This is a genomic window from Paenarthrobacter sp. NPDC057981, from assembly GCF_042886835.1.
Lineage (GTDB): Bacteria > Actinomycetota > Actinomycetes > Actinomycetales > Micrococcaceae > Arthrobacter.
Genome location: NZ_JBHVQI010000043.1, coordinates 1 through 19,194, shown reverse-complemented (window position 1 = coordinate 19,194; position 19,194 = coordinate 1). Strand labels below are relative to the sequence as shown.

At 62.9% G+C, this 19,194-nt stretch carries 17 protein-coding genes; 3 read left to right on the top strand and 14 right to left on the bottom strand.

The features are described 5' to 3' along the window. Positions 1 to 157: 157 nt before the first annotated feature. The 3 genes from ACFVSI_RS21835 to ACFVSI_RS21825 all read right to left on the bottom strand — a co-directional run bounded on the left by ACFVSI_RS21835 (position 158) and on the right by ACFVSI_RS21825 (position 3,470). Complete coding sequence (locus ACFVSI_RS21835; RefSeq protein ID WP_387828511.1) at positions 158 to 1,183, bottom strand: Gfo/Idh/MocA family oxidoreductase; 1,026 nt, start codon at positions 1,181 to 1,183, stop codon at positions 158 to 160. An 83-nt stretch (positions 1,184 to 1,266) separates the two neighbouring features. Next, entirely contained in the window at positions 1,267 to 2,286 is a 1,020-nt protein-coding gene (locus ACFVSI_RS21830) for a sugar phosphate isomerase/epimerase family protein (RefSeq protein ID WP_387828508.1), read from the bottom strand. Continuing rightward, positions 2,283 to 3,470: a Gfo/Idh/MocA family protein gene (locus ACFVSI_RS21825; RefSeq protein WP_387828506.1), complete on the bottom strand. Its 1,188-nt coding sequence runs from the start codon at positions 3,468 to 3,470 to the stop codon at positions 2,283 to 2,285. The genes ACFVSI_RS21830 and ACFVSI_RS21825 overlap by 4 nt, the downstream gene beginning before the upstream one ends. Before the next feature lie 158 nt (positions 3,471 to 3,628). On the opposite strand from ACFVSI_RS21825, the gene ACFVSI_RS21820 reads away from it, so the two are divergent. Further along, positions 3,629 to 4,648 carry a LacI family DNA-binding transcriptional regulator gene (locus ACFVSI_RS21820; RefSeq protein ID WP_387828503.1) on the top strand — a complete coding sequence of 340 codons (1,020 nt, stop codon included), beginning with the start codon at positions 3,629 to 3,631 and terminating at the stop codon, positions 4,646 to 4,648. Between the two features lie 68 nt (positions 4,649 to 4,716). On the opposite strand, the gene ACFVSI_RS21815 is transcribed toward ACFVSI_RS21820, so the two are convergent. From ACFVSI_RS21815 to ACFVSI_RS21805, 3 genes are all read right to left on the bottom strand, one after another. Further along, positions 4,717 to 5,643, bottom strand: a complete 927-nt coding sequence (locus ACFVSI_RS21815) for an ATP-binding cassette domain-containing protein (protein WP_387828500.1) — start codon at positions 5,641 to 5,643, stop codon at positions 4,717 to 4,719. 12 nt (positions 5,644 to 5,655) lie between these two features. Next, on the bottom strand, positions 5,656 to 6,708 hold the full coding sequence (locus tag ACFVSI_RS21810) for an ABC transporter permease (RefSeq protein ID WP_377546224.1): 1,053 nt from the start codon (positions 6,706 to 6,708) through the stop codon (positions 5,656 to 5,658). 64 nt (positions 6,709 to 6,772) lie between these two features. Then, positions 6,773 to 7,768 carry a substrate-binding domain-containing protein gene (locus tag ACFVSI_RS21805; protein WP_387828496.1) on the bottom strand — a complete coding sequence of 332 codons (996 nt, stop codon included), beginning with the start codon at positions 7,766 to 7,768 and terminating at the stop codon, positions 6,773 to 6,775. Between the two features lie 319 nt (positions 7,769 to 8,087). On the opposite strand from ACFVSI_RS21805, the gene ACFVSI_RS21800 reads away from it, so the two are divergent. Further along, on the top strand, positions 8,088 to 8,828 hold the full coding sequence (locus ACFVSI_RS21800) for a GntR family transcriptional regulator (protein WP_387828493.1): 741 nt from the start codon (positions 8,088 to 8,090) through the stop codon (positions 8,826 to 8,828). A gap of 16 nt (positions 8,829 to 8,844) precedes the next feature. Continuing rightward, complete coding sequence (iolB, locus tag ACFVSI_RS21795) at positions 8,845 to 9,738, top strand: 5-deoxy-glucuronate isomerase (RefSeq protein WP_387828490.1); 894 nt, start codon at positions 8,845 to 8,847, stop codon at positions 9,736 to 9,738. A gap of 69 nt (positions 9,739 to 9,807) precedes the next feature. Here the strand turns inward: iolB and ACFVSI_RS21790 are convergent, their stop codons facing one another. From ACFVSI_RS21790 to ACFVSI_RS21755, 8 genes are all read right to left on the bottom strand, one after another. Further along, complete coding sequence (locus tag ACFVSI_RS21790) at positions 9,808 to 10,677, bottom strand: sugar phosphate isomerase/epimerase family protein (RefSeq protein WP_262277609.1); 870 nt, start codon at positions 10,675 to 10,677, stop codon at positions 9,808 to 9,810. A gap of 10 nt (positions 10,678 to 10,687) precedes the next feature. Further along, positions 10,688 to 11,701, bottom strand: coding sequence for a Gfo/Idh/MocA family protein (locus tag ACFVSI_RS21785; protein WP_387828486.1), 1,014 nt, complete (start codon positions 11,699 to 11,701; stop codon positions 10,688 to 10,690). 35 nt (positions 11,702 to 11,736) lie between these two features. Beyond that, complete coding sequence (locus ACFVSI_RS21780; RefSeq protein WP_387828483.1) at positions 11,737 to 12,654, bottom strand: sugar phosphate isomerase/epimerase family protein; 918 nt, start codon at positions 12,652 to 12,654, stop codon at positions 11,737 to 11,739. A gap of 27 nt (positions 12,655 to 12,681) precedes the next feature. After that, positions 12,682 to 14,193, bottom strand: a complete 1,512-nt coding sequence (locus ACFVSI_RS21775; protein WP_387828480.1) for a CoA-acylating methylmalonate-semialdehyde dehydrogenase — start codon at positions 14,191 to 14,193, stop codon at positions 12,682 to 12,684. 46 nt (positions 14,194 to 14,239) lie between these two features. Beyond that, entirely contained in the window at positions 14,240 to 16,165 is a 1,926-nt protein-coding gene (gene iolD, locus ACFVSI_RS21770; protein ID WP_387828477.1) for a 3D-(3,5/4)-trihydroxycyclohexane-1,2-dione acylhydrolase (decyclizing), read from the bottom strand. 24 nt (positions 16,166 to 16,189) lie between these two features. Then, on the bottom strand, positions 16,190 to 17,152 hold the full coding sequence (locus ACFVSI_RS21765; protein WP_387828474.1) for a deoxyribose-phosphate aldolase: 963 nt from the start codon (positions 17,150 to 17,152) through the stop codon (positions 16,190 to 16,192). Further along, complete coding sequence (iolC, locus tag ACFVSI_RS21760; protein WP_387828471.1) at positions 17,149 to 18,171, bottom strand: 5-dehydro-2-deoxygluconokinase; 1,023 nt, start codon at positions 18,169 to 18,171, stop codon at positions 17,149 to 17,151. Before iolC ends, ACFVSI_RS21765 begins: the two co-directional genes overlap by 4 nt. A 153-nt stretch (positions 18,172 to 18,324) precedes the next feature. Next, positions 18,325 to 18,729, bottom strand: coding sequence for a tautomerase family protein (locus ACFVSI_RS21755; RefSeq protein WP_387828468.1), 405 nt, complete (start codon positions 18,727 to 18,729; stop codon positions 18,325 to 18,327). Between the last annotated feature and the right edge of the window lie 465 nt (positions 18,730 to 19,194).

Sequence of the window (19,194 nt, the reverse complement as noted above, 5' to 3'; positions counted from 1 at the left end):
AATGGCGCATCGACATGAAAACCGGCACACCCTGGTTCATCCCCCCACCCCACATCGACCCCCACCAAACACCCCGCCGCAACCACCACCACACAGTGTTTACCGGACAGTCTCCACCGCTCAGAACATAAGCAGGGACACAGGGAACATGGATCGTCTAGGCAGAAACCCTGACCGGCAAACCTGTTTCCAGGGACTCCTGTGCTGCATCGGCTACCTTGGATGCGGCCACTGCGTCCTCGGGAGTGCAAGGGTTCTTGCGTTGCCCCACTACCAGTTCCACGAACGCTGCCATCTCTGATCGGTATGCCTGATCGAAGCGCTCAGCGAAGGTGGCATGCGCCGTTGCGGAAGGAAACACCACTCCCAGCTCAGCAGAGCGCATGGCCATCTGCTGGTCCATGCCCACCAGCACCGAGCGTTCGGAACCTTGGAGTTCCAGCCGGACATCATGCCCGGCCCCGTTGTAGCGGCTGGCCGAGACGGTGCCTACCGTGCCGTCGTCGAAGGTTACAACCGCCAAAGCAGTATCGACGTCGCCCGCCTCGCCGATTGCCGGGTCGCCATTGTTGGAGCCTTTGGCGTAGACCTCTACGATCTCCTTACCGGTGAGCCAGCGGAGGATGTCGAAGTCGTGGACGGAACAGTCGCGGAACAAACCACCCGAAGAGGCCAGGAACTGGACCGGTGGCGGGGTCACATCGCAGGTGACCGCACGCACCGAATGGATCCACCCAAGCTCCCCGGTTTCGTAGGCGCGTTTGGCCTCAAGGTAGCCCGCATCAAAGCGGCGCTGATGCCCGATCTGCACTACTCCGTTCTTTTCGCGGATAAAGTCCAGAACCGGAAGCGATTCCGCCACGTTTACGGCGACGGGCTTTTCGCAGAACACGGGGATACCGGCATCCACTCCAGCCCTGATGAGGTCGGGATGCGTTGCTGTACCCGTAGCGATGACCAGGCCGTCGACGCCGGAGGCGATCAGTTCCTCCACAGATCCCAGAAATTCAGCATCGACACTGTCTGCCACTGAACGTGCATGCTTCTCCGCGACGTCCGTCAGCTTCAGCCGCACCTGCACTCCGTCCTGCGTCAACGCGTCGTTGAGGGCGCTGATGTTGTTGGCGTGCATCACGCCGATCCGGCCCACACCCACCAGGCCGAGGGTCACTACTTTTGTCATTTTTCTGTCTCCGTCGCTGCAGCAGAAGTTGTTCTCCTCAAGGAGACTCTTGATGTGAGATTAGGGCTTGTCAGTTTGTCCTGTCAAACATTTGCATGCAACGACGCCTCAAGAGCCCAGTCCGCGTCCCGCAACACCTTCGCCGCAACTTCGAGTCCTTCAATCCGCCCCAGTGATACATCCTCGTGTTCGATGTTGACCAGCATGTTCGGGTCCACCTCGTGAAGTGCGCGGAGGAATTCGGTCCAGTAGGCGGTGTCATGGCCACGTCCCAGGGCAACAAAGTCCCAGGCGGAGTTCTTCGGCCATTCATTGGCCCATTCGTCTCCGCCAAGGTTGGTCCGGTTCTCCTCGGGTGACAACCGCCTGAAGCTGTTGTCCAGGACCCCATACAAAGCAGCGTTGCCCTTATTGATGCGAACGTCCTTCGCGGCGGCCTGGAACACCAGCGGCCCAAGTTCCCGGACCACAGCCACCGGGTCCATCTGCTGCCAGAACAGGTGCGAGGCATCCAATTCCACGCCCACATGCGTGGCGCCGGTGAGTTCGATGAGCTTGTAGACATCGGCCGTGTTGAACACGATGTTCTGAGGGTGCAGCTCCAGGGCTACTTTTACCCCGTGATCGGCGGCCAGCCGGTCGGTTTCCTTCCAGAATTCCGCCGCCACACCCCATTGATAGTCCAGTACATCCAGTGCCGCAGAGTTCCAGGCGTTGACTACCCAGTTCACCACCGTGGCGCCGGGTTCGCCGCCGGGCAGTCCAGACATGGTCACGACGCGATCCTGCCCCAGCCTGTGGGCCAGTCGGATGGAGCGGCGGATGTCTTCAGCATGCTTTTCGCCGATTTCCCGGCGCGGATGCAGGGGGTTTCCATTGCAGTTCAACCCGGCGATGGAGACACCTGTGCCTTCGAAGAGGCCCAGGTAATCGTCCCTGGCAGCATCCGAAACCAGGATCTCGTCGAACGTAGGAACATGCACCGCCGGAAGAAACCCGCCGGTATTGATTTCGATCCCGGTCAGCCCCAGGTCAGCAATAACCTTCAAAGCCTCCGGCAAGGACCGGTCATGCAGGATTGCGTTGTAGACACCGAGTTTCATAGCGTGATCTTCTTTCCGTTGTTCAGGGCGGATTCGGCAACAGCACCGAGGAGTTCCATGTTGCGAACGCCCTCGTCGAAGGTGGCGCAACGTGGCAGCGACTCCGCGGCAGGAAGGCCGGCGATCTCTTCCAGGAACGCCCGGGCCTGGTAGCTGAAGGCATCGTTCTGGCCGAAACCAACCTCCGGGGCGTCCATCGCGAGGCCGCCCGAAATGTAAGGGTGTCCGGGGCCCAGAATGACCTGCCGGTAGCCGTTCTGCAGGCCCGAGTCGTCGTTCAAGAACAACTGGATCTCAGAAGGGCGGCGCTGGTCGAATTTGGCGCCGCCATTCTCGCAGAACACCTCGAACTGCAGGCTGTTGGCGTGCCCTGCGGCAACACGCGAGACTTCAAAGCTGCCGGCTCCGCTGGTGAACTCGGCGTTGAACGCCGCGTAATCATCATTTTCCACGGCTTCAAAGGTGTCGGACACGGCCACGTGGTCGTGGCCCATCACGGCACTCAGTGGCAGCGGCCGCTTGTCGATCGAGGTGGCCAGACGACCTCCACTGATGGATTGGATGTCGCCGCACAGGAATTCGGAGATATAGGTCAGATGGCTTCCGACGTCGGCGAGCGCACCGGACCCAGGCCCACCCTTGTAGCGCCAGCTCATAGGAGCGGCGGGGCTGAAACCATAGTCCGTCCAGTAGCGGCCGCTGAAGTGCAGGACGTTCCCGAGGGTGCCATTGCGGATGAGATCCCGGATGTAGGCAATGCCAGGGGTCCGACGGAACGTGAATCCGATACGGGCCAAGGTCCCCCGGCCTTCCGCGGACCGGGCAGCATCAGCCATGGCCCGCGCATCGGCCATGGTGTCACTGAGCGGCTTCTCGCACAGAACATGCTTGCCGGCAGCCAACAGCCCTTCAACCACTTCGCGGTGGAGTGAGTTGGCGATGACCACGCTGACCACATCGATGTCGTCAGCCTCCGCAATAGCCCGCCAGGAGGTGTCGTTGCGCTCGTATCCGAACCGCCGCGCGGCCAGGGAGCCGAATTCGGCATTGACATCCCCGATCGAGACCAGGCGTAACGGGGGCAGTGCGGGGCTGTAGAGGGCAGATGCCGTACGGTAGGCGGCAGCGTGGGCCTTGCCGGCCATGCCTGCGCCGATGACGGCGACGCCGAGGCTTTCAGCCATTGATTTCTCCTTTGAAATGTCGCCGCAGCGTGAGCACTGTCCGGCAATTTGTAGCGCTACAATTTTGCGCTTGGATCGATCGTAGCCATGTCCATATGTCCTGTCAATGTTCCAGAGGTTATCCTCGAAAGCAGGAACGAAAGGCAACGAAGATTCCATTGAAAAGCCCCGAAACGCACACCAGCCCCCTGGGCAAGAGGCCCACCCTGTACGACGTCGCCTCCCAGGCCGGCGTCTCGCCGTCGTTGGTTTCCTTGTACCTCAGGGACCCCGAGAGGATCAGCGAAAAGCGCCGGGGAGCTGTGCAAAAAGCGATCTCCGACCTCGGCTACCGCCCAAGCCGCGCCGCTACCACTCTTGCCAGCAGCCGAACCAAAAGCATCGGCCTGGTCATCGACGACTACCGGAACCCGTGGTTCGTTGACCTCCTGCGAGGTATGGAATCGATCCTGTCCGACCTCGGCTACCAGGTGATGCTCGCCGACTCCCGCCCTGGCGAGAACCGCATCAAGGAAGCCACCGACGGGCTACTGGCCATGCACGTGGACGCGCTGGCGCTTGCCGCGGAGCCCAGCGACGCCATGCTGTCCGGAATCTGGGTTCCCACGGTGGTGGCCGGGTGGCGCAACGGCGTCCCCGATGGTGCGGACCTGATCACCAACGACGACGACGGCGGCGGCAGCCTGGCGGCGAACCACCTGTTGGAGTTGGGTCATGTCCGCATCGGTCACCTCTCAGGTTCCGACGGCGCCTCCGCCCACCGGCGGGTCGGTTTCCTGCGCGCGGTGGAGACTGCCGGCGTCGAACCTGTGATCAGCCAGTCAGCTGGCACGTCGGAAGAGGACGGCTATCAGGCAGCCGTACGACTCCTGGACAGCCACCCGGAGACCACCGCGATCTTTGCAGCAAACGACACCATGGCAGTCGGCGCGTTCGCCGCGCTCAAGGCGCGCGGCCTCTCAGTTCCGAACGATGTATCGGTGATCGGCTACGACAACTCGCCCCTGGCGAAGTCGCGTTACCTGGACCTCACCTCAATAGACAATCGAAGCGACCTCGTAGGCGTGGCTACCGCCCGCAGGCTGCTGGAAAGGATCGAGGATCCCGCCCTCCAACCCGAGCAGACGCTGATCGAACCTGCCCTGGTGTTGCGCGGAACCACGTCGATCCGAGGCTGAAACCGACGCTGGAAACGGCTCCGCCCGGAGCCACTGAGGGGCTCCGGGCAGAGATTCGCCGAGAAAGCCTAGTGGCGCTTTGTAGTCGGCTCCGGTGCGGCTTCAGCGACGTCCGCCACCTCGGCCTTGACTTCCTCCAACGCAGCCGAATGCCCGCCCAGCTGCTCCAGCTCATGGGCCAACTCGGCCAACTCCGCACCGCCGGCCATCTGCGCCGTCAGCTCATCCAGGCTGATGTCCTTCTTGTCGTAGTAGCCGATCGACTTGCCGCGCTTGAGCAGGAGGAACCGGTCACCGACGGGATACGCGTGGTGTGGGTTGTGGGTAATGAAGATGACACCCAAGCCACGGTCGCGGGCCTGCAGGATGTAGCGAAGTACGACGCCGGACTGCTTGACTCCCAGCGCGGCCGTCGGTTCGTCGAGAATCAGTACTTTGGCCCCGAAGTACACTGCCCGGGCGATGGCGACGCACTGGCGTTCACCGCCGGAAAGCTGGCCGATCGGCTGTTCGACATCGCGCAGGTCGATGCCCATGTCCGCGAGTTCCTTCTTGGTGATGTCCTTCATCTTCTGGACATCCATGCTCTTGAACGGGCCGAACCCGCTGGTCAGCTCCGAACCGAGGAAGAAGTTCCGCCAGATGGGCATCAACGGCACCACGGCGAGGTCCTGGTAGACGGTGGCGATGCCGGCGTCGAGGGCGTCCCTGGGTGAGTTGAACTTCCTGGCATCCCCCATCACCTGCAGCGTGCCCTCATCGTGCTGGTGGAGTCCGGCGATGATCTTGATCAGGGTGGACTTGCCGGCGCCGTTGTCGCCGAGGACGCAAGTGACGCGTCCATTGTCCACGGCCATGGTGACATCGCGCAGGGCGATGATGTTGCCGTAGTGCTTGCCTATGCCGTCCAGTGAGAGCAGATGCACCGGTGTGTGCGTCAAGGGGTCCTTCTCGTCTTTCAGCAGGGTCTGCTGGTCGATCTGTTGTGCGTTCATGGTTCCGGCCCCTTACTTCAGCTCTGCCCGGCGTTTGACGATGAGGTTGACGATGGTGGCCAGCAGGAGCATCAAGCCCAGGAAGAACTTGAACCAGTCCGGGTTCCATTGTGCGTACACGATGCCCTTGTTGGCCATGCCAAAGATGAAGGCACCGATCGCGCCACCTACGGCCGAGCCATAGCCACCGGTCAACAGGCACCCACCGATCACAGCGGCGATGATGTAAAGGAACTCGTTGCCCACGCCCTCACCGGATTGCACGGCGTCAAATGCGAAGAGGTTGTGCATGCCCAGGATCCAGCCGCAGAAGCCCACGGCCATGAACAGGCCGATCTTGGTTTTCGTGACCGGGACACCCACGGCGCGGGCAGCGTTGGCATCGCCACCCACCGCGAAGATCCAGTTGCCCACGCGGGTGCGCAGAAGCACCCAGGAAGCAATCAGAACCAAGACAATCCAGAAGAACACCGTGATCTTCACTTCCACGCCGCCAATGCTGATGGAGGAGGCGAAAACCGCACGCGCCGATTCGAAGCCATCAAGCTTGGAGATGGACGGGGAAGAGACGCTGCCACCGATCAGTCGGGTCAATGCCAGGTTGAGGCCGGTCAGCATCAGGAAAGTCGCCAGTGTGACGATGAAGCTTGGAAGCTTGGTCTTGACCAGGATCCAGCCGTTGATGAATCCGATGCCCAGCGAGACCACGAGGGCCAACGCAACGCCTACCCAGGCATTCAGTGAGAAGTTCCAGCTGAACAGTGAGGCCGTCAGCGCCGACGAGATCACGGCTACACCTGTGGAGAGGTCGAACTCGCCGCCGATCATCAGCAGCGAAACACCCACCGCCATGATGCCGATGGTCGAGGAACCGTACAAAACGGTAGCGAGGGCATTCGGCTGGGTGAACGTCTGCGACACCGATGCGAAGAAGATGAACAGGACCACGGCACCTACGAGGGCGCCGACCTCAGGCCTGGCGAGGAATTTTTGGAAGGGGTTGCGTCGGCCTACCCGTTCATCACCTGGCGATGTCGCCGGCGGCAGGGTTGCTGTGTTTGCCATGGGAGTGACTCCTTGTTGTCCAGGCTGCGCGGCGGCCATCCGCCGCGCAGCCTGATGCCGGGATCTAGCGAACGCCCTGCTGGGCGAATTTGAGGACGTCGGAAGCGTTGGACTTGTCCACGATGGTGGGACCGGTCAAAACAGGCTGGCCGCCGCCGATCTTGAAGCCCCCACGCTTTGCCTGCCACAGGGAATCAACGGACATGTAGCCCTGCAGCCATGGCTGCTGGTCGACGGTGAAGATCACCGCTCCGTCCACGATCTTCTGCGCCAGGTCGGCATTGAGGTCGAAGCTGGCTACCTTGGCGGAGCTTCCGGCGTCGGAAACCGACTTCAGCAAGGTGAGCGTGATCGGTGCACCGAGTCCGATGATCACGTCGGCGTCCTTGGCGGCCTGCAGCTTGGCCGTTGCCGTCGACTGCACTGCCGTCATGTCCTTGCCGTCAACGTAGAGGATTTCCGTGGCCGGAACCTTGGCCTTCACACCGGCACAGCGGGCCTCAAGGCCCACGTGGCCTTGCTGCTGGATGACGCAGACGGGGTGCTTGTAGCCTTCGGCCGCGAGCCTGGTGCCAACGGCTTCGCCAGCGAGTTGTTCGTTGGAACCGAAGTGGGTGAAGGCTCCGAGCTGGGCGGAGACCGATTCACCGGCGTTGAGGCTCACAACAGGGATGCCCGCATCGGTGGCCTTCTTCAGGACATCCTTCAACGCATCCGGCGTAGCCAGGGTCAGGGCGATGCCATCCACCTTCTGGTCAATTGCCTGCTGGACCAGCTGCGCCTGGCGGCCTGCCTCGGGATCGCTGGTGTAAAGGAGCTCCACGTTGTCCTTTGCGGAGGCTTCCTCAGCACCCTTGCGGACGATGTCCCAGAACGTGTCACCTGCAGCAGCGTGGGTAATCAAGGCAATTTTGATGCGGTCGGTGCTGGCTACCTGGCCTGCAGCTGCTCCCCCACCGGTATCCGCCGGCTTGCCGCCCTGGCTCGAACAGGCGCTCAGTGCCACCAAGGGAACCACCGCAGCGACGACCGCCGCTTTGCGCCATGAGAATTTTGCCACCGTTATCTCCTTTGATTTCAGGTTGAGGGGTCCGGAGACTCGTATCCGGATCTCCCCACTACACAGATCATGGTGACTCGCCTCACACTTTGTCAATAGTTTGTCCTGACATTAGGATGTTTTTACGTACTCCCCTCGAGTAGATGTTCAGGAGCGGCCTCACTGCACCCATATCCTTGACGGCCATACCCCGGCTGCTATCATCAAAAAAGGCAGTATGTCCTATCAAGCGAACATGAGCGGACATACGCTTCCATCCGGCAGAGGAGCCGCATCCTGCTTCCCTCGCCGGCCTTCAGCAGGCGTCCAGGAGGAACCAGTGACGAACCAACTCAGTCTCAGCATCGATCGTTCGTCTCCGGTACCCCTCTACCACCAGGTAGTACAGGGCATCGAGGCCGCCATCCACAGCGGTGTGCTGGAACCCGGCAGCCGTTTGGATAACGAAATTGACCTCGCAGCGCAGCTCAATCTGTCCCGGCCCACCATGCGCAAGGCCATGGACGAGCTGGTCCGGGCAGGACTGCTGGTCCGCAAACGCGGCGTGGGCACTCAGGTAGTAGCCAGCCAGGTCCGCCGGCCGCTGGAACTCTCCAGCCTCTACGACGACCTCAGCAACAACGGCAAAAAGCCCACTACCGAGGTCCTCAGCTTCTCCCACGTCGAGGCCGACGCCGCAACGCTCACAGCCCTCCAGCTGCCTGCCGGGTCCAAGGTCTACCACTTCACACGACTACGCAAGGTGGGCGGGAAGCCCCTGGCCCTCATGGAAAACTGGGTCCGGGACGACATCACCAGCATGGATGAAGCCCAGCTCGCCAGCGAAGGCCTCTACGCCATCCTGCGCCGCGGTGGCGTCAACTTCCGGCTGGCTTCGCAGCGCATCGGCGCCATGATCGCCAACGACTACCAGGCGCCCCTCCTCGAGGCCGAGGTCGGCTCCGCCCTGGTCACCATGGAACGCACCGCGGTGGACGACACAGGACGCATGGTGGAAACCGGGCACCACGTCTACCGCGCTGATTCCTACAGCTTTGAAATGACACTCGTACAGCGCTAACGCAAGGACTCTACTTATGGCCAACTGGGTTTACCCACTGGGAACCGCCAACGACGGCAAATGGGACATCTCCCTCGGCACCTCCGATTCGAGCCTCGCCGTGGACGGCTGGGCCCACACAGGACTGAAGGCCGCGACGCTCGCCCCGGGTGCCGCCGTCGAGCTTCCTGCCGCTCCGGAGGAGCGCATCGTGGTGCCGCTGAGCGGCTCCTTCACGGTAACGGTCGACGGCGGGACGTACAGTCTGGCCGGTCGGCAGTCCGTTTTCCACGGGCCGAGCGATGTCCTTTACACCGGAATCGATAAGGCCGTCACCATCAGCTCGAACGACGGCGGCAGGGTCGCCGTCGCGACTGCGCCCGCCAAGGCGTCGTACCCGACCCGGCTGATCACGGCAGCCGAAACCCCGGTCGAACTGCGCGGCGCGGGCAACTGCTCCCGTCAGGTCCACAACTTCGGCACACCCGCAGCACTGGAAGCCGACCGTTTCATCGTCTGCGAAGTGATCACCCCGGCCGGCAACTGGTCCTCCTACCCTCCCCACAAGCACGACGAGGAGAAGGACGGCGAAACCAGCCTGGAGGAGATCTACTACTTCGAAACCCGTGTGGCTCCCGGCTCCCCGGCCCCGGAGGAAACCGACGCGATCGGCTACGCCCGGGTGTACGCTTCCGACGAGCGTCCCATTGACGTCTCCGCCGAGGTCCGGACCGGAGACGTGGTCCTGGTCCCCTACGGCTGGCACGGCCCCGCCATGGCAGCCCCCGGCTACGACCTCTACTACCTCAACGTCATGGCCGGCCCCGGACGCGTCCGTGACTGGCTCATCAGCGACGACCCGCACCACGGCTGGATTCGCCAGACCTGGGAAGGCCAGGACGTGGATGCCCGACTGCCGTTCACTGCCTGAGTTTTTGTACAGATAATGCCCCTAAGACCTCGTCTTAGGGGCATTATCTGTACAAAAACTCGGGGGTTTCTACGCCTGGGCGATGTAGTCCGTCATCGTCTTGAGCTGGTAGCGCGAGACTTCCTCGGCGTTCTCGTCCTCGGCAAACACACTGGAGACCATCACAGTGTTCGCTTTGTCGAGGAACCCGATCTCCTTCAGCCCGCCAAAGAACTCGGTCCAGTTGACATCGCCGTCACCGATCTTGAGGTGCTGGTGGACCCGCACCGCGTTGCCCGGCGGGTTGGTGATGTAGCGCAGACCGTGCGACGCATGGTGGTTCATGGTGTCCGAGACATGCACCAGGCGCAGCTTGTCTCCCGCGGCACGCATGATCTCCAGCGGCTTGTTGCCCATGTGGAAGGTATGTGACGCAACGTAGACCATGCCGATGTTCGGGGAGTTCACGCCACGGATCACGCGCAGGGCAGCCAGGCCGTCTTCCACGAAGTCATCCGGATGCGGGTCGATCAGCACATCCAGTCCCTCCCGCTCGATGATGGGCAGGAGCTCTTCCATGGAGCGGTAGAAGGCGCGCTCGGATTCCTCGGCCTTCTCAGGGCGACCGCTGAACTCGGTGTTCATCGTCTGCACGCCCAAGTCCACGGCGATCTGGATGGCACGCTTCCAGTAGCGGACCGCGGCCTCGCGGGCGTCCTCATCCGGACCCGACCAGCGCAGGACAGGCAACACGGAAGCGATCTCAACGCCGGCGTCCTTGCACGCGGCCTTCAGCTTGCCCACCAGCTCATCGTCAGCCTTGGGGTGGTTGAAGAACGGGATGAGGTCCGCGTGCGGGGTCATCTGCAGGTACTTGTAGCCAAGATCGGCGGCAACCCGGGGAAACTCCAGCAGGCTGTGGCTGTGATGGAACGGTGTGGGATCAAGTGCGATTTTCATGCCCGAGCCCCTAGCTGTAGAGATCCGGCTTGGTGTTCAACTGGACTTTGACCTTTTCACCGGATTTCTGCGCCTCGACGCCGGCCTCGCAGCAGGCAGCGGTAGCGTAACCGTCCCAGGCGGTCGGGCCGCCGATTTCGCCGCGAAGGGCAGCATCCACCCAAGCCTGCACCTCGACGTCGTACGCTGCACCAAAACGCTCCTCGAAACCGGGGGTGACGTTGCCGCCCCACTTACCCGCGGTTTGGATGTACGGACCCGAGTCACCGCCGATGCTCACGATGCCATCCTCGAAAGACGCCTGAGTGGCCACCTGGTAGCCGAACTTGGCGTTGACGTAGATCTCGACATCGGCCAGCACACCGGACTCGGTTTCGAGCAATACATGCTGGGGATCGTGCTGGCCGTTCGGGGCGTTGCGTGTTGCCTTCCCCAGGCGGACCTGCACCGAGGTGATCTCCTCACCGGTGAAGTATCGGATGGCGTCGAACTCGTGGACCACGGAGTCGTTGATCAGCATCTCGTTGGTGAAACCCTCCGGCGTGGTGGGGTTGCGGTGCTGGTGGTGCAGCATCAACAGCTCCCCCAATTCGCTGTTGCGGATGATTGAGCCCAAAGCCGAGTACTCGGCGTCGAAGCGGCGCATAAAGCCGACCTGGATGCGTTTGTGGCCCAAGGCCTGCTCAGCTTGAACCACCTTCCAAGCGCTCTCAGCGTCCGGAGTCAGAGGCTTCTCACACAGGATCGGGAAGTCCTTTTCAAGCGCCTTGTAGAGGATTTCCTCATGGAGGAATCCCGGAGTGGCAATCAGGACTGCGTTCACATCGCCGTTGTTGAGGGCCTCGTCGGCGCTTGCCAGCGCCACCGCGCCGTCAATACCTTCGATCGCGGCCTGCGCGCGGGAGAGGTCGACATCGACGACGGCGGCTACTTCAGCGCCGTGGATGCGCGTGCTCAGACGCTTGATGTGGTCGGCACCCATGCGGCCTGCGCCGATGACGGCAACGCGGAGAGTCTTGGTCACTGTATCTATCCTTCGAAAAAGTCGGGGTGGTCTGGTTACTGGACCCGCGTGCGGGAGCCGCAGGAGAGCAGGTAGTTGCGGGTGCGCTTGGCGATGGGCATCGGTACGTCGAACGCTACCGGGTACATGTCCTGCTCCACGATGCCGAAGATGGGTCGGTTGAGCCCTTCTACGGCTTCGATGACTGCGCGCAGGTCCGGGAGGCCGTTCGGCGGTTCGGTCATGACGCCGGCCAGGTTGGCGGCTGCCCAGGTCATGTTCTTCTCGTTGACTTCTGCCAGGACCTCGGGATTGATCTGCTTCAGGTGCAGGTAGCCGATCCGGTCCGGGTAGTTCTTGATGAGTTCCAGGCTGGAAGCCCCGCAGTACTCGGCATGGCCTGTGTCCAAGCAAAGGTTCAGGTACTCGGGGTCCGTCGCCGCCAGGAGGGTCTCGATGTCCTTCTGGGCACCAACGTGCGAGTCAGCGTGGGAGTGGAACTGCTGGTGCAGGCCGAAGTCCTCCAACAGGACCTTGCCCATACGGTTGTGACCGGCGAAGAGGTCAGCCCACTGCTCATCGCTGAGCTCCCCGCTTTCCACGGCCTCGCCAGTGACGTCGTCCCGCCACATGGCCGGAATGACCACGATGTGCTCGCCGCCCATTGCCGCCGTCAACTCGGCAACCTTGCGGGCCGGCTCCCAGGCTTCGTCGTACTGCGTGGCGCCGCGGTGGAATGCGGTGAAGACTGTCCCGGCGGTGACCTTGAGATCGCGCTGCTTGAGTTCTTCCGCCAGGCGGGTGGGGTCGTTCGGGAGGTAGCCGTAGGGGCCGAGCTCGATCCATTTGTAGCCGGACTCGGCAACTTCGTCCAGGAACCGCTCCCACGGTGTCTGCTTGGGGTCGTCCGCGAACCACACGCCCCAGGAATCGGGTGCGGTGCCAATGATGAGCTTGTTCTCGACATCAGTCATGACAGCGTTGTCTTTCTCTGCAGCGGTTCAGTTGGAGGGGAAGTTGTAGGAGGCGCCGGAGGCGTGGTGGGTTTCGGGCCAGCGGGAGGTGATGACCTTGCCGCGGGTGTAGAAGGAAACGCCTTCGGGGCCGTAGATGTGCTTGTCGCCGAAGAGGGAGGCCTTCCAGCCACCGAAAGAGTGGTAGGCCACCGGGACCGGGAGGGGCACGTTGATGCCGATCATGCCCACGGTCACCGAGCGCTGGAATTTCCGTGCCGCAGCGCCGGAGGAGGTGAAGATCGCGGTGCCGTTGCCGTAGGGGTTGGAGTTGATCAGCGCGATGCCCTCTTCCAGGGTGTCGACGCGGACCACTACCAGGACTGGGCCGAAGATCTCCTCCTGGTAGGCGGTCATTTCGGTTTTGACGTGGTCGATCACGGTGGGGCCTACCCAGAAGCCTTCTTCGTGGCCCGGGACGACGAGGTCACGGCCGTCCACCACCATGGCAGCACCCGCGGCTTCTGCTTCGGTGACGATCTTGACGATGCGTTCCTTCGAGGCCGGGGTGATCACCGGGCCCATCTCGGCGCCGGGTTCGGTGCCGTTGTTGACCTTCACGGCCAGGGCACGTTCTTCGACCTTCTTGACCAGCAAGCCAGCAGCGTCCCCGACGGCGACAGCAACAGAAATTGCCATGCACCGCTCACCGGCGGAGCCGAACGCTGCGGCGGCGAGGTGGTCGGCGGCGTTGTCCAGGTCGGCATCGGGAAGCACGATCGCGTGGTTCTTCGCCCCGCCCAACGCCTGGACACGCTTGCCGTGCTTGGTGGCGGTCTCGTGGACGTACTGGGCAATCGGGGTGGAGCCAACAAAGCTGATGCCGTCCACATCCGGGTGGGTCAGAAGGCCGTCGACGGTTTCCTTGCCGCCGTGAAGGACCTGGAACACGCCATCGGGCAGACCCGCTTCCTGCCAGAGCTTTGCCAGCAGCAGCGACGGGGACGGGTCCCGCTCCGAGGGCTTGAGGATGAACGCGTTACCGGTGGCAATGGCCATCGGGGCCATCCACAACGGCACCATCACCGGGAAGTTGAACGGCGTAATACCGGCCACCACACCGAGCGGTTCCCGGAAGGAGAAGACATCGATGCCGGTGGAAACCTGGTCCGAGTAGTCACCCTTGAGCAAGGACGGAATGCCGCAGGCGAACTCGATGACTTCCAAGCCACGGCCGATCTCGCCCTTGGCGTCGGAGAGGACCTTGCCGTGCTCGGCGGTGATCAGCTCGGCGAGTTCATCGACGTGCGCTGCGACGAGTTCGCGGAACTTGAACAACACCGCAGTGCGCTTGGCCAGGGAAATGTCACCCCAGGAATCAGCGGCCTTGCGGGCAGCGGCCACCGTGGTGTCCAAGTCGTTCTCGTTGGCCAGGCGCAGCTCTGCGGTGACCTGCCCCGTGGCCGGGTTGTACACCGGCTGGGTGCGGTCACCTTCACCGGCGGACTCGGCGCCGTTAATGAAGTGGTTGATGGTGGTCAAAGTGGTCGTCGTCGACATCTGCGGACTTCCTCGTCTTAGTGCTCTTGTGGCGGGGTCTTGGGGTTCAGCCGAGCAGCTTGCGCTGGCGGCTCTTGTGGTCTGTGTACGTTTTGTAGGCCTGCTGCGTGGATTCCAGCTCCGACACCGCTGAGACGGGAACGTCCCACCAAGACTCAGAACTGGGAGCATCCAGCAAAGGATCGGACTCGACATGGATCACGATCGGGCCGGTTTCCGGAGCTGCTTTGGCTTCCTTGATCGCAGCGCCGAGGGACTCGATGACATTCTCGCCCGGTTCGATCCGGATAACCTTTGCGCCCAGTGATTCGGCGTTGGTGGCGAGGTCGATGGGCAGGTGCTCACCGGCGTCGAAACTGTGCTGTTCCTTGTCCAGGACGCGGTACTGCGTTCCGAAGCGCTGCGAGCCGAGGGATTCCGAAAGCGAGCCGATGGAGGCGTAACCGTGGTTCTGAATCAGGACCACGATCAGTTTGATGCGTTCGGCGACGGCGGTGACCAGTTCGGTGTGCATCATCAGGTAGGAGCCGTCCCCGACCATGACCACCACGTCCCTGTCCACGCCCCCAGCGGCGGCTTCGGCCAGCGCTGCACGCTTTACGCCCAGGCCGCCGGGGATTTCGTAGCCCATGCAGGAGTAGGCGTACTCCACGTGGTAACCGAAGGGGTCCCGCACACGCCACATCTTGTGCAGGTCGCCCGGGAGCGAACCTGCCGCGCAGATGACGACGTCGTGGTCGTCCATCGCTTTGTTTGTGGCGCCGATGATCTCGTTCTGCGCCGGCAACGGCGTGAAGCGGGTTTCGAAGGCCTCGTCCACGATCGCGTTCCAGCGCTTCTTCTCCGCCGCGATTTTCTCTTCGAGGTCCGCGCCGACCCGATAGCCGCCCAAGGCCTGGTTCAGCTTCACCAAAGCCTTGCGGGCATCAGCGACGATCGGCAGTGTAGTGCCGTGCTTGTACGCGTCGATTGCCGCGACGTTGATGTTCACGAACTTCACGTCCGGGTTCTGGAACGCGGTCCGGGACGCAGTGGTGAAGTCTTCGTAGCGGGTGCCGATGCCGATGATCAGGTCCGCCTCGGCAGCGATGGCGTTGGCCGCCGTCGTGCCGGTTGAACCGATGGCACCGAGGGAGAACTGGTGGTCCCATGGAAGGACGCCGACGCCCGCCTGGGTGTTGCCTACCGGGATTCCGGTGAGCTCGGCGAACTTGGCGAGTTCCTCGTTGGCGTAGGCGTAGAGCACGCCGCCGCCGGCGATGATCAGCGGGCGCTTGGCGGCGCGGATTGCCTCGACGGCGCGGCGGATGTCGTCATCCTCGGCTTCGGGCCGGCGGATCCGCCACTCGCGCTCCGCGAGGAATTCCTCCGGCACGTCGAACGCCTCGGCTTGGACGTCCTGCGGCAGCGAGATGGTGACGGCGCCGGTCTCGGCCGGGTCCGTCAGTACGCGCAGGCCGTGGTGGAAGGCGGAGAACAGCTGCTCCGGCCGGGAGACGCGGTCAAAGAACTTCGAGAGCGGACGGAACGCATCATTGACCGTGATGTCGTAGGCGTATGGGAGCTCCAACTGCTGGAGCACCGGGTCGGCGGCACGGGTGGCGAACGTATCACTCGGCAGCAGCAGGACAGGCAGGCGGTTGGTGGTGGCCAGCGCTGCACCGGTCAGCAGGTTCGACGAGCCCGGACCGATCGAGGTGCTGATCGCGAACGTCTGGCGGCGGCGCGTGTGCCGGGCGTAACCCACGGCCTGATGCACCTGGGCTTGCTCGTTACGTCCCTGGTAGTAAGGCATGACGGTCGGGTCCGCGGCCTGGTACTGCTTCAATGCCTGGCCCACTCCAGCCACATTGCCGTGCCCAAAAATACCAAACGTTCCCGGAATCAAGCGCTCACGGTAATCAACACCGGCAACAGAGTCCACGGTGTACTGCTTGGACAAGAACTCGACCACGGCCTGCGCCACGGTCATCCGACGGGTTGCTCCCACTGGTCTCTACTCCGATACTTTCACGGGAATACGGTCTGACGAGGTGAGCCCGGCAGCAACAGCCGCCTCGGGCGAAGTGTTGTTCAACAGCGAGGCGGCCGTCGCTACGGCACCCGCGACATCGCCGTCGTGCGGGTAAAGCAAGGTGCGCCCCACCGTCAGGCCCTGGACACCGGGGAGGGCGAGGGCGGCCTGCCATGAAGCGAACACCTCGTCTTGGCTGCCGTCCGGGTCCCCGCCCAGCAGGACGGTAGGCAGGGTTGTGGAAGCCATGACGCGTTCCATCTCGGCCACGACGGGCAGTTTCATCCACGTGTAGGCGCTGGTGGATCCAAGGCCCTCGGCGATGCCGACAGCCTTGATGACGGCGTCAGCGCGGAGGTCGTTGCGGACCTTGCCGTGCGAATCGCGGACTGAGAGGAACGGTTCAACCATGGCGATGAGCTTCCGTTGGGCCAGCGAATCGATGGCCTTGGCTGTGGCCTCAAGGGTGGCAACGGTGTCCGGGTCACCCAGACAGATACGGGTCAGCATTTTGCCGCCATCAGCGCCCAGAGCTTCCAACGCGGCTGCAGTATGGCCGGTGAAGCGGTCGTCGAACTCGTTGACCAGGCCGGCGAGGCCGCCGCGGTTCATGGAACCAAAGACCAGCTTGCCCTCAAGAGCGCCGAGGAGCAGGAGATCGTCCATGATGTCGGGCGAAGCCAGGATGCCGTCCACGGCAGGGTTGGCCAAGGCGATCTGCAGGCGGTCCAACAGATCGCGGCGGTCGGCCATCGCCATCGGCTCCGAGCCGACCGCGAGGGCCCCACGGGCCGGGTGGTCGGCCGCGACGATGAAGTTCTGCACTCCATGCTTGAGGCCGGGATGACGACGGCGGGTGGCAGCTGCGCGGGCCACGGCCTCCGGGTCCTCAAGCCGGATACGGCTCAAGTGTTCATAGCGGCGGGGGTCATCGTTGATGCTCATCGCACTGCTCCTTCTGCAATGGGGGCGGCTGCGATTGGGGTTCCGCCCGGGACCGGACGTCCGCGTTCGGCCAGCAGCGAGGTGACCTCGTCCGGCGTCGGCATCGCGTCCGCGCAGGACAGGCGTGAGGCGACAATGGCTCCGGAGGCGTTTGCATAATCCAGGACTTCGGACAACGGCCAGCCGGAAAGCAGGCCGTGGCAGAAGGCGCCCCCGAAGGAGTCACCGGCGCCGAGCCCGTTGACGGTTTCCACGGGTACCGGTGCGGAAACAACGCGTTCCGTGCGGGTCTTGGCCATGACGCCTTCCGCGCCGAGCTTCACCACGGCGATTTCGACGCCGGCCGCCAGCAAGCGGTCTGCCTGCTCATCGGGGGTTCCCTCCCCTACGGCCACGGCGCATTCCTTGTCATTGCCGATCGCTACCGTGACGTGCGGGAGGATCTTGGCCACCTCCGCACGGGCCTCTTCTTCGGAGGTCCAGAACATAGGACGGTAGTCGAGGTCCAGGATGGTGAACTGGCCATCCTTGAGCCCGGTCCGGGGCCGGGCCTGATGCGCGGCGATGTGCGCACTGCGGCTCGGCTCCTGGCACAGGCCGGTGACGGTGGACCAGAAGATGCCAGCCTCGCGGATGGCATCCAGGTCCAGTTCTTCGGCCTTGATCTGCAGGTCGGGCGCCGTAGGAAAGCGACCGTAGAAGTACAGCGGGAATTCGTCCGTGGCGGGCTTGATCGCACAGAACGTTACCGCCGTGGGGTACTGGGCAACTGGGGAGACGAAGGAATCGTCAACGTTGAACTTGTGCAGTTCGCGGTGCAGGTACTTTCCGAAGGCGTCGTCGCCGGTACGGGTGATGACTCCGGCACGGCGGCCATGGCGGGCGGCAGCAACGGCAACGTTGGAAGGCGAACCTCCGAGGTATTTGCCGAAGGACGTCACGTCCTCCAGGTCCACTCCGATGTCGTTCGGGTAGATATCAACGCTGATGCGCCCGATCGTGAGCAGTTCGTGGGTCACGGTGATCGTTGACCTTTCTCTTGTGAACTTTGAGCGCTGGGCGCCGGTGCCTTGCACCCCTCAGTGAGCGGGGCCACATGACTACTGTGCACCAGATCGCATGTCCTGTCAAAGGTTTGTACTGACATATTTACAACATGACACAGACTGGATTTATTGGCGTGGAACAGCGAGCTCTCCAGTGACATACTGGCTGCGGCCAAAGCCGAACGACCAGTCGCCGGCAGTGTTCTCCACATAGCCGATGAAAACATCCTCACCAGCCACCCCCACCGCGGCCAGACCGCTTCCAATGGCTTCAAAAAGGGAACTCTTGGCCACCTGGCTGCGGCCCTCCTGGGTGAAGATCTGGATCATCACCACCCCGGATGTCCGCTCTAATCCAAGTCCGGCATCCTGCGCAACGATCTGCCCCTGGGGATGCTCGGTGAGGATATGGAAGTAGTCACGCTCGGGAATTCCATATTCGGCGACTATCGCGTCATGGATGGCGCGGCTGACGGCGGTCAGCTCTTCGGGCGAACGGCCTTGGTTGACGTCGATTCGAACAAGCGGCATTGTGATCCTCCTGGAGTAGTTTGTCCTAACATACTAACAAACTCACGTGATGGGCGTACAGTGTGGGCCCGCCCGGGTACATCCGGACGGGCCTCTCCCCCACCTTGCGAGGCCCACTCTGCGCCCCAAAACACCCTAAAAGCCCGCACAGCAGGCCCTACAACAGGCCCACCCCTTTGTGAGGCCCACTCTGCGCCCTAAATCCTTAGCAGGGCCCACAACGCCAGGGTTCCCTGGCCGAGCTTGCGAGGCAAGAGAGGCGGGGATGCATAGCGGGCCTCACAACACGCCAACCCACATTGCGCGGCCCACTCTGCCCCCCCCGCACAGGAATAGCCCGCACAACGGGCCTCACAACGTGGGATTAAAGTACACGGGGACGAGGTACCGCGCTGACCGCGGCCGCGGTCATGGTCGGGACGCTCGTGCAGGGACTGACGGTACAGTCCGCCGCCGCGGCGGCGA